Source organism: Stenotrophomonas sp. PS02300 (assembly GCF_029959395.1).
GTDB lineage: Bacteria > Pseudomonadota > Gammaproteobacteria > Xanthomonadales > Xanthomonadaceae > Stenotrophomonas > Stenotrophomonas maltophilia_AD.
On record NZ_JASCOP010000043.1, the window covers coordinates 19,837 to 30,710 of the forward strand.

The following is a 10,874-nucleotide window of genomic DNA, read 5'->3' on the forward strand; positions in this document are numbered from 1 at the left end:
TCGCGAGCCGCCGCCCTTCGGGGCGGCGGTCTCGTTTCCGGCCCTGGTAAACCGGTGGTCGGCCCGCTCCATGAACAGAGGTCATCAATGAAACGGATTCTTCTGCTGGCCGCCCTGGCCAGTGCTTCCTCACTCCTGCACGCCAAGCCGGTGGCACCGACCATCGAGCAGATGGCCGCCTTCCCGGCCATTTCCAGCCTTTCACTCTCTCCCGATGGCAAGCACATCGCCGGCCTGCGCGCCAATGGCGAAGAGCGCGTCATCGTGGTCTGGGAAACCAATGCCCTGGACAAGGCGCCCACCGTGATCGGTGCCGGCCGCATGAAGTTCCAGGGCGTGAGCTTCATCAAGAACGGCCTGTTGGCCGTCACCCTGTGGCAGCCCTACGACCTGCGTACCGACCGGGTCAACAAGACCTTCATCAGCAAGTTCTTCATCACCGACATCGAAGGCAAGCAGTGGAAGGAGCCGATCACCCCGGCCCGCGCCACCAGCCGCAATGAAGAGCTCGAGCAGGCCCTGTCCAACTCCACCGTGCTCGATACCCTTCCCAACGATCCGGACCACATCCTGGTGGTCAACGGCTCGGGCAGCAATTCCGGTGACGTGTACAAGGTCAACCTGCGCAGCTTCACCTCCCAGCGCATCCAGAAAACCGAAGAGCGCGTGGCCGGTTATGTCACCGACCTCAACAGCGAACTGCGCGCGCGCCTGCGCCAGGACGTGGACGGGACCGGCGCGTACATCGCCACCGAATTCCGCAACCCGGCCACCGGTTCGTGGGAAGAGCACTTCCGTTCGCACGTGAAGGATCGCGACATCAACCAGGTGGTCGGCTTCGCCGACGACCCGAACATCGCGTTCATCCAGAGCAACGTGGGCCGCGACAAGACGGTCATCTACGAATACGACATCGCCGCGCGCAAGCAGAAGGAAGTGCTCTTCGAGCACAAGTTCTTCAACGCCGGCAGCGTGGTGATGAACCGCTACAAGAATGTTGAAGGCGTCCCGTTCGGCGCGCTGCTCGGCGTGGGCTACAGCGGCCCGCGCGAGAACGAGATCCAGTGGACCGACCCGACCTTCAAGGCGCTGGAACAGGGCCTGCGCCAGGCCCTGGGCATCCAGGCCAGCGAGGTCACCCTGGTCGATCCGGGCACCGGCCAGCGCGCCACCACCCAGCTCGACGGGGGCAAGTCGATCCGCCTGCTGGACTACAGCGCCAACCTGAAGACGTTCCTGGTGGTGGTGTCCGGCCCGTCCGACCCGCCGGCCTACTACCTGTTCAACAACGGCCAGCTGACCGAGCTGGCCAAGTCCTACCCGCAGATCGACCCGGCCGCGCTGGGCACGACCCGGCTGGTCTATTACAAGGCCCGCGACGGCCTGGACATTCCCGCCTTCCTGACCACCCCGAACACCGAGCTGTGCGGCGCCGGTCCGTGGAAGGCCGTTGTCCACCCGCACGGCGGCCCGTGGGCGCGCGACGGCATGGACTTCGACGGTTCCATGTGGGTGCCGCTGATGGCGTCGCGCTGCATGGCGGTGCTGCGCCCGCAGTTCCGCGGCTCGGCTGACTGGAGCCGCAAGCTGTGGATGGCCGGCGATGCCGAGTGGGGCCAGAAGATGCAGGACGACAAGGATGATGGCGCCAAGTGGATGATCGACCAGAAGATCGCCCAGCCCGGCCACATCGCCATGTTCGGCTTCTCCTACGGCGGCTATTCGGCATTCGCCGCCTCGGTACGCCCGAACGGGCTGTACAAGTGCGCCATTGCCGGTGCCGGCGTGTCGGACATCAAGAAGATCTGGTCGCGGTTCTACACCAACCCGTTCTTCCGCCAGGCCCAGTCCAAGACGGTGGACGGCCTGAACCCGCTGGACAAGGCCGGCGAGATGAAGATCCCGCTGATGGTCTACCACGGCGACCGCGACCGCACCGTGCCGATCGAACAGTCCGAATGGTTCGTGGCCAAGGCGAAGAGCTCCGGCCAGCCGGTGGAGTACCACGCCATCGCCGACTACGCGCACGGCCCGGCCTGGACGCGCGCGATCATGGGCGACCAGCTGCGGCTGATCGATGATTACCTGAGCAAGGGGTGTGGTGGCGGCGGCCTGTAACCGCCGCTGGAGGGCACCCGGCCTACGGTCGGGTGCTCCCATGATTATCGGCCACCTTCGGGTGGCCTTTTTTTTACCCGCGCAGGATGGCCTGCGCCGCGTTGTGCCCGGGCGCGCCGGTGACGCCACCGCCGGGATGCGTGCCCGAACCGCACAGATACAGGCCCGGCAATGCACCGCGGTAGTCGGCCTGGCCCAGCATCGGCCGGGCACTGAACAGCTGGTTGAGGCTGAGCGCGCCGTGGAAGATGTCGCCGCCGATCAGCCCGAACGTACGCTCCAGGTCCAGCGGACTCAGCACCTGCCGGCCCAGCACCAGTGCGCTGAATCCCGGCGCGTGCTTCTCCACCGTCGCGATCATCAGATCGGCCACTTCGTCGCGGTGGTCGTCCCAGCTGCGCCCGCCGGAAAGCACCGGGGCCACGTGCTGGCAGAACAGGCTGGCCACGTGCTGTCCGGGCGGCGCCAGCGAATCGTCCAGCGTGCTGGGGATCAGCATTTCCACGATGGGTTCGCGCGACCAGCCGTGCTGGCGTGCATCGGCGTAGGCGCGGTTCATGTAGGCCAGCGTGGGCGCCATGATGATGCCGGCAGTGAGGTGGTCCCCTGCCCCAGGCAGCACGGAGAACGAGGGCAGGCCCGACAGCGCGACGTTCATGCGGAACGTACCGGACCCGCAGCGCCAGTTAGCCATGCGCTCGCGGGTGGCCAGCGGCACTTCATCGGGCGCCAGCAGCTGTTCGTACAGCAGCTTGGGATTGACGTTGGCCACCACCCGGCGCGCGCGGATGCGCTCGCCCTGCAGCGTTTCCACCCCCACCGCGCGACCTTGTTCGACGAGAACCCTGCGCACACCACAGTCAGTACGGATCTCCACCCCGGCGGCGATGGCCGACCGCGCCATTGCCTGGGTGATCGCGCCCATCCCGCCGATGGCGTGGCCCCAGGCGCCCTTGACCCCGTTGCTCTCGCCGAAGGCGTGGTGCAGCAGCACGTACGCCGAGCCGGGCGCCTCGGGGCTGGCGTAGTTGCCCACGATGCCGTCGAACCCGAACAGGGCCTTGATCGGCTCGCTCTCGAACCAGCGGTCCAGGTATTCCGAGGCGGAGATGGTGAACAGGTCCAGCAGTTCCTGGCGCAGCGGCGGCGCCAGGCCATGCAGGCGCCTGCCCAGCTGGCCCGCCTGCCACAGGGCCGGCAGCTGGGTCAGCCAGTGGCCTTCGCCCACGTTCGGCGGCGCCTGCAGCGAAAGATCGCGCAGCACATCGGCGAAGGCTTCCAGGCGCTGCTCGAAGGCCGGCAGGCGCTCGGCATCGCGCGCGGAAAAGCGCGCCACCTCCGGGCGGGTCAGCCCGGCACCGGCCAACAGGTAATCCCCGTCCAGCGGCAGGAAATTGTTGATCCGGCGTGGCACCACGCGCAGCCCGTGTTCGGCCAGCGCCAACTCCTGGATGATGCGCGGCTGCAGCAGCGACACCGTATAAGAGGCCACCGAGTTGCGGAAACCGGGGTGGAACTCCTCGGTGACCGCCGCCCCGCCCACCACCGCCCGCCGTTCCAGCACCAGTACCCGCTGCCCGGCCCGGGCCAGGTAGGCCGCGCAGACCAGGCCGTTGTGCCCGCCGCCGATGATGACTGCATCCCAAGCACGCGTCGTAGAAGTGTCCATGCAGGCTGTATACATGACCTTCGACACCCTTGCAGGCCGGGCCAGCGGCGTATCGTCTGGCCCACGGCCCCATCAAGGGCCCTTCCTGAAAGATTCTTCGGCCCGGAGGCCTTACTAGTGATCTCTCGTACTCCCAAGATTGTTCTGCTGACCCTGGCCGTTTCGGCCGCGCTGGTCGGCTGCGGCAAGAACGAAACCCCGGCTACGGACAGCGCGGCCTCCACCGCCACCCCGACTGCCGCCCCGGCTGCCACCGAGTTCAAGCTCGACGAAGCCAAGCTGCCGGCCTACAACGCCTTCCACCCGTCCGACCTGGACAAGAGCCTGGACGCCTGCACCGCGTTCGGCGATTACGTGAACAGCAAGTGGCTGGCCGCCAATGAAATCCCGGGCGACCGCACCAGCTGGGGCGCCTTCACCATCCTGGACGAGCGCTCGGTCGCCGTGCAGCACCAGCTGGCCGAGCAGGTCGCAGCGGTGAAGAACCCGACCGGCATCGAAAAGATCGTCGGCGACTTCTGGGCCACCGGCATGGACGAAGCCAAGATCAACGCGCAGGGCATCGAGCCGATCAAGGCCGACCTGGCCGCGATCGACGGCCTGCAGGACAAGGACGCCATCGCCAACTACCTGCGCACCACCGCCGCCAAGGGCGAGAACGTGCTGTTCGGGTTCGGTCCGGAAGCGGACTTCAAGAACTCCAGCATGAACATGGCCTACGCCAGCCAGGGCGGCCTGGGCCTGCCGGACACCACCTACTACACCGACGCCAAGAACGCCGACAAGCTCAAGGCGTACCAGGCGCACGTTGCCAAGGTGCTGGAACTGTCCGGCGTGGCGGCGGCCGACGCCGCCAAGCAGGCGGCGGACGTGGTCAAGTTCGAAACCCGCCTGGCCAAGGCCTCCAAGTCCAGCGAACAGCTCTCGCGCGATGTCTCGCTGTACTACAACCCGGTCACCGTGGCCGACGCCGACAAGCTGACCCCGAACTTCAGCTGGAGCAAATTCTTCGAAGCGCAGGGCATCGCCGCGCCGGAGAAGTTCTCGCTGGCCATCCCGAGCTTCCACCAGGAAGTGAGCAAGGCGCTGGGCGACACCGACCCGTCGGTGTGGCGTTCGTACCTGCGCTTCCACACCGTGGATTCGGCATCGCCGTTCCTGGCTGACACCTTCGCCCAGGAGAACTACGAGTTCTACGGCAAGACCCTCAACGGCCAGAAGGAAATGAAACCGCGCTGGAAGCGCGTGCTGGGCACCATCGAAAACGATGCCGGCGAAGCCTTCGGCCAGCTGTACGTCAAGGTCGCCTTCTCGCCCGAGAGCAAGGCCAAGATGGAAGAGCTGGTCAAGAACCTGGCCGCTTCGCTCAAGGAGCGCATCCAGGGCCTGACCTGGATGAGCGATGAGACCAAGGCCAAGGCGATCGCCAAGTGGGAAACCTTCACCCCGAAGATCGGCTACCCGGACAAGTGGCGCGACTGGAGCGGCCTGACCACCGGCCGTGACAGCTACTTCGACAACGTGCGCGCGGCCAACGCATTCAACTACAAGTTCGCGCTGGGCAAGATCGGCAAGCCGGTGGACAAGACCGAGTGGGGCATGACCCCGCAGACGGTCAACGCCTACTACAACCCGCTGCAGAACGAGATCGTGTTCCCGGCCGCCATCCTGCAGCCGCCGTTCTTCGACCCGAAGGCCGACGACGCGCTGAACTACGGCGGCATCGGTGCGGTGATCGGCCACGAAATGACCCACGGTTACGACGACCAGGGCAGCCGTTTCGGGCCGACCGGCAACTTCGAGAACTGGTGGACCGATGCGGACACCAAGAACTTCAGCGGCCTGACCGGCAAGCTGGTGAACCAGTTCGACGGCTACAAGGTCGGCGACCAGGCGGTCAACGGCAAGCTGACCCTCGGCGAGAACATCGCCGACCTGGGCGGCCTGGCCACCGCCTACGACGCCCTGCAGAAGGCCAGCGCCGGCAAGGAAGACCCGAAGGTCGACGGCTTCAGCCGCGACCAGCGCTTCTTCTTCAACTGGGCCACCGTGTGGCGCACCAAGTACACCCCGGAAAACGCCAAGGTCCGCCTGGCCACCGACCCGCATGCCCCGGCTGCGTTCCGTGCCATGGGCGCGCCGTCGAACCTGCCGACCTTCGCGGCCGCGTTCGAGTGCAAGCCCGGTACGCCGATGGTGCGCGCCGGCGACAAGCAGGTCGTCATCTGGTGATCGTCCACGCCTTGGCGTGATGCAGAAAGGCCCGGGATTTTCCCGGGCCTTTTTGTTTGCATGCCGCGTTTTCATTGGGTCTTGCTATAGTGCGCCGGTCTTCAATCCTTCCGGATTTGCTTCGCATGCCCAACCTTCGTCCGCTTGCCATCGCCCTCGGCCTGGGCCTGGCCACCCTGGTCGTCACCGACGCCTCCGCCGCCCCGAAGAAGAAGGCCGCCGGCCGTGCGCCCGCCGTGAGCGCGCAGTGCAGCGACTTCTACGACGCCACCAATGCCGGCTGGCTGAAAGCCAACCCGGTGCCGCAGACCGGCGCCACCACCGCCATTGGCCAGCTCGCCGAGCGCACCCGCGTGCAGCAGCGCGAGGTGCTGGACGGCGCGATGAAGGCACCGCAGGGCAACGTGCAGAAGCTGCTGGGCGACTTCTGGGCCAGCGGCCTGGATGAAGCGGCCGTGGAAGCGGACGGCTCGGCCCCGATCGCGCCGCTGCTGACCCGCATCAACGCCATCAAGAAGGCCAAGGATGTGCCCGCCTCGATTGCCGCGCTGCACCAGGTCGGCATCCCGGTGGCCTTCAACTTCGCCCCGGACGTGGACCTGAAGGCGCTGGACCGTCACATCGGCTACTTCATGCAGGGCGGCATGGGCCTGCCCGACCCGGCCTTCTACACCCGCACCGACGCCGATACCGTGGCGCTGATGGGGCGCTACCGCGCTTACGTCAAGCAGATCCTGGCCCTGACCGGCACCCCGGCCGACAAGCTGGAGGCCGAATCGCAGGCGGTCATCGCGCTGGAAACCGAGCTGGCGCGCAATGCGCAGTCGCTGGCCGGCATCAACAACCCGTTCAACAACTACGCGCCGATTTCCACCAAGGAACTCAACAGCCGCTTCCGCAACCTGCAGCTGGATGCGTTCCTGAAGGCGCAGGGCGTCAACGACGACCTGGTCTCGCTCTCCGACCCGGAGCTGTTCAAGGCGCTCGACGGCATGGTCACCCGGATCAAGCCGGACCAGTGGAAGGCCTACCTGCGCTGGCGCGTGGGCGATGCCATGGCCCCCTACCTGTCCAAGGCCTACCGCGATGCGGAGTTTGAATTCCGCGGCCGCGTGATCCGTGGCGAAACCATCGCCCCGGCCCGCTGGGAGCAGGTGCTGGATGCGATGAACGTGGCCGCCGGCCCGATGGTCGGCCGCGAGTATGCCGCGCGCTACCTGTCCGCCGAAGACCGCCGCCAGGCCGCCGTGATCGTCGACAAGGTCCGCGAAACCCAGATCGAGGCGGTCAAGGCCAGCAGCTGGCTGAGCCCGGAAGCCAAGAGCGAAGCACAGGCCAAGCTGGCCGCGCTGAAGATCGAGATCGGCACCCCGCTGCGCGACCTGGATTACAGCGTGCAGCCGATGGGCCGTGGCAGCTTCGGCGGCAACATGCTGATCGCCTCCACCTGGCGCCACCGCGAAGAAATGAAGCGCATCGGCAAGGGCAATGCCGACCGCCGCTGGGACGTGCTGCCGCAGCAGCCGGCGCTGGCCTATGACATCGCGCAGAACCGCCTGATCGTCACCGCTGCCGTGCTGCAGGGCCCGGTATTCAATGCCAAGGCCGACACCGCCGACAAGTACGGCAGCTACGGCGCGCTGGTCGCCCACGAGCTGACCCGCGCGATCGACGCCAAGGGTTCGCTGGTGGATTCCAAGGGCGAGCTGCGCAGCTGGTGGACCCCGGCCGACAAGACCGCCTGGACCCTGCTGGGCAACCGCGTGGCCGCGCAGTTCAGCAGCCTGGACTTCCCCGGCGTCAAGGGTGCCAAGGTCAACGGCGAACTGACCCGCGAAGAGAACCTGGCCGACCTGGCCGGCGTGGAACTGGCGTGGGCCGCCTACAGATCGGCCGAGCCGGATGCCAAGCCGGCCACGCAGCAGGGCTTCTTCCGTGCCTGGGCCGCCCTGTGGCCGCAGCAGCTGTCGCCGAACGAGGCCGCGCAGCGGCTGACCTCCGACACGCTGGCCCCGGGCAAGTGGCGCACCAACGCCCCGCTGTCCAACCTGCCGGCCTTCGGTGCCACCTTCAGCTGCAAGCCGGGCCAGCCGATGCAGCGCGTGGACAGCGACCAGATCAAGGTCTGGCGCTGAGCGACGCGGTAATGGATTGAACGATGGGCGCCCCGAATGGGTGCCCTTTTTTTACCCCGCCGGTTGCAGGGATCCGCGATACGCAACGATCAAGCCCACCACCGGTGCGGCGATCTCCACGTTGAACACGAACCGGCCATCCACTTCGGTTTCGAAGGTGGTGCCCCTGGGCAGCAGCGCCTTGGGCAACGGCACGCCCAGCAAGGACCAGCGGCGTGGCAGCAGCATCAATCGATCGCCTTCCACCAGCAGCGCCAACGCGACCTCGACCAACCCAAAGCGCTCGACCAGCAGCGCCTCATTGCGCCCTGTCCCGCGCCGTTGCCACGAGGTGAACCGGCGTCCGCCAAAATCACGCGTCCAGCGCTCGATGCCGTGGTCCGTCGAAAAGGTCACGGTGACCGGTACATCGGCGCCCGCCTTCGGAAAACCGATGACCGCCGCCACCAGGCGTGACACCCGCCCGGTGCCACGACGCACCTGTGCCGTACCGCTCCAGCGGTGCTGTCCAGGCGTGTCGTGCAGCGCCTGCACCTGCGCAGGCAGCGCCTCGTAGGCACTGCCCAGCACCTGCCGGTACAGGCTGGCGGCGGCGCGATCGTCGCGCAGCTACTTCACGCTGCGCAGGTGGTTGGGCCGCTTCGGGCCGCCCGGTGGGCGCCGGTTGAATGGCGGCTGGCCCCGCCAGTAACGGATCAGCAGCCAGCCGAACAACATGCCGCCCAGGTGGGCGAAGTGGGCCACGCCCGGCTGCCAGCCGGTGGCGCCCAGCACCAGTTCCATCACGCCGAACACGATCACGAAGGTACGGGCCTTCATTGGAATGGGCGGGAACAACAGCATCACGCGCTGGTTGGGGAACAGCATGCCGTAGGCCAGCAACAGGCCGAACACGCCACCGGACGCGCCCAGCACGGTGGCCGGGTCGGTGATCATCGCGCCCACCGCCAGCTGGCACAGGCCGGCGCCGGCCACGCACACCAGGTAGTAGGTCAGGAAGCGCTTTTCGCCCCAGGTCTGCTCCAGCGGCGCGCCAAACATGAAGAGCGCCAGCATGTTGAAGAACAGGTGCCCGAAGCTGCCATGCAGGAAGCCGTAGGTCAGCAGCTGCCACGGCTGGAAATTGCCACCCGGCGAGAACGGGTCGAAGCCACCGCGCAGCGGTTGCAGCATGAACGGCTCGAACGTGCCGTTGCCGAGCAGGAACGGCTGCTGCAGCAGGAACAGCACGATGTTGGCGATCAACAGTGCCTTGGTGACGGTGGGCAGTCGCGGGAACATGGGGGCATCCTTTGGAACCGCGCCCATCATAACGGGCTAGCCCGGTCCCCACACCGCCGCGTCCAGGTCATCGCCGCCGCGCGGCATGTGCTTGACCCGGCCACGCTCCATCACCACCCCTTCGGCGCGCAGCCGCTGGTTCTGCTCGCGCCAGCCGCGCGAGCCTTCCGGCATGGCGATGCGGCCGTCCGAGCGCAGCACCCGGTGCCAGGGCAGGTCCGGATCGTCGTTCATGCCCAGCACCCGTGCGGTGAGTCGCGCCCGGCCCGGCAGCCCGGCCCTGGCGGCCACCTGGCCGTAGCCCATCACCTGCCCGGGTGGGATGGCCCGGATCACCGCCAGGATGCGCTCGCGCGCCTGCGCCGCAGCGTCCACTGCGTCGTCGGCCGGCGGCGCGCCTTTCTTCACGCGCGTACGCGGCTGACCAGCAGCACGCCGACCAGCACCAGCGCCGTCCCCAGGATCTGCCAGGGGCCCATGGGTTCGTCGAGCAGCCATAGACTCATCACGATGGTGGATACCGGCCCGAGCATACCCACCTGCGCGGCCAGCGACGAGCCGATCCGCTTCACCGCCAGCATGATCGCCAGCACCGGGAGCACCGTGCAGACCGTTGCATTGACCAGCGACAGCCAGTACACCGGCGCCGGCTGCTGGAACAGCACCGGCAGCGGGTGCAGCACCGCGAAGTGCACCACGCACAGCACGCAGGCCACGCAGCTGGCATAGGCGGTCAGGCGGATCGCGCCGATCCGCGCCACCACCTGGCCGCTGCCGAACAGGTACAGCGCGTAGCTGAGCGCGCTGGCGAACACCAGCGCACTGCCCAGCACGATGCGCCCGCCTTCCAGCTGCAGGTCATGGCCGAAGGCAAGCAGCACGCCGAGATAACTCAGCACCAGCGCGGCCACCTGCCAGCGCCCGGGCTTCTTCTTCAGCAGCACCAGGCTGATCAGCAGCACAAGGGTGGGGTTTAAATACAGGATCAACCGTTCCAGGGTCACGCTGATGTACTGCAGTCCCTGGAAATCGAGCAGGCTGGAAAGGTAGTAGCCGGTGAAGCCCAGCCACACCACCCGGCCCCGGTCGGCCCAGGACAAGGCGGTGGCGCGGCGCGCCGACCACACCGCCAGCAGCGCGAACAACGGGAACGCCATGAGCATGCGCAATGCCAGCAGCGTGGTGGCATCCACGCCATGGCGATAGGCAAGCTTGACGATCACGGCCTTGCCGGAGGCCGCTACCGCGCCGACGGCGGCGAGCAGGATGCCGGAGGTGGCAAGCCGTGGGGAGGAGGTGGGGAGCGCGTGCGACATCCAACGCATTGTCGCATCTGCCGATGTCTACCGACCAACGGTCGGTAGCTACCGAGGCAGTGTTGATGCGCCTTAGCGCATCAACACTGCCTCTTCCGCGCTTGTTGGGTGGATGGCGACGGT

The 10,874-nt window shown here is 67.2% G+C and carries 8 protein-coding genes; 3 read left to right on the forward strand and 5 right to left on the reverse strand.

The window, feature by feature from the left end; genetic code table 11:
* The first annotated feature begins 87 nt into the window (after positions 1–87).
* Complete coding sequence (locus tag QMX79_RS10065; protein WP_282246626.1) at positions 88–2,118, forward strand: prolyl oligopeptidase family serine peptidase; 2,031 nt, start codon at positions 88–90, stop codon at positions 2,116–2,118.
* A gap of 73 nt (positions 2,119–2,191) precedes the next feature.
* Here the strand turns inward: QMX79_RS10065 and QMX79_RS10070 are convergent, their stop codons facing one another.
* Positions 2,192–3,787: an NAD(P)/FAD-dependent oxidoreductase gene (locus tag QMX79_RS10070; RefSeq protein ID WP_282246627.1), complete on the reverse strand. Its 1,596-nt coding sequence runs from the start codon at positions 3,785–3,787 to the stop codon at positions 2,192–2,194.
* A gap of 120 nt (positions 3,788–3,907) precedes the next feature.
* Between QMX79_RS10070 and QMX79_RS10075 the strand changes: the two genes are divergently transcribed.
* The gene (locus QMX79_RS10075; protein WP_282246633.1) at positions 3,908–6,019 is read left to right on the forward strand and encodes a M13-type metalloendopeptidase; all 2,112 of its coding nucleotides are present in this window, start codon (positions 3,908–3,910) and stop codon (positions 6,017–6,019) included.
* Positions 6,020–6,144: 125 nt separating this feature from the next.
* Positions 6,145–8,154, forward strand: coding sequence for a M13 family metallopeptidase (locus QMX79_RS10080; RefSeq protein ID WP_282246628.1), 2,010 nt, complete (start codon positions 6,145–6,147; stop codon positions 8,152–8,154).
* A 51-nt stretch (positions 8,155–8,205) separates the two neighbouring features.
* Here the strand turns inward: QMX79_RS10080 and QMX79_RS10085 are convergent, their stop codons facing one another.
* From QMX79_RS10085 to QMX79_RS10100, 4 genes are read right to left on the reverse strand one after another with little or no spacing between them, the layout of a single operon-like run.
* Positions 8,206–8,724 carry a DUF4166 domain-containing protein gene (locus QMX79_RS10085; RefSeq protein WP_282246629.1) on the reverse strand — a complete coding sequence of 173 codons (519 nt, stop codon included), beginning with the start codon at positions 8,722–8,724 and terminating at the stop codon, positions 8,206–8,208.
* A 39-nt stretch (positions 8,725–8,763) separates the two neighbouring features.
* The gene (locus QMX79_RS10090) at positions 8,764–9,435 is read right to left on the reverse strand and encodes a rhomboid family intramembrane serine protease (protein WP_282246630.1); all 672 of its coding nucleotides are present in this window, start codon (positions 9,433–9,435) and stop codon (positions 8,764–8,766) included.
* Between the two features lie 36 nt (positions 9,436–9,471).
* Positions 9,472–9,843: an MGMT family protein gene (locus QMX79_RS10095; RefSeq protein WP_282246631.1), complete on the reverse strand. Its 372-nt coding sequence runs from the start codon at positions 9,841–9,843 to the stop codon at positions 9,472–9,474.
* Positions 9,840–10,760 carry a DMT family transporter gene (locus QMX79_RS10100; protein WP_282246632.1) on the reverse strand — a complete coding sequence of 307 codons (921 nt, stop codon included), beginning with the start codon at positions 10,758–10,760 and terminating at the stop codon, positions 9,840–9,842. The genes QMX79_RS10095 and QMX79_RS10100 overlap by 4 nt, the downstream gene beginning before the upstream one ends.
* Positions 10,761–10,874 lie beyond the last annotated feature (114 nt).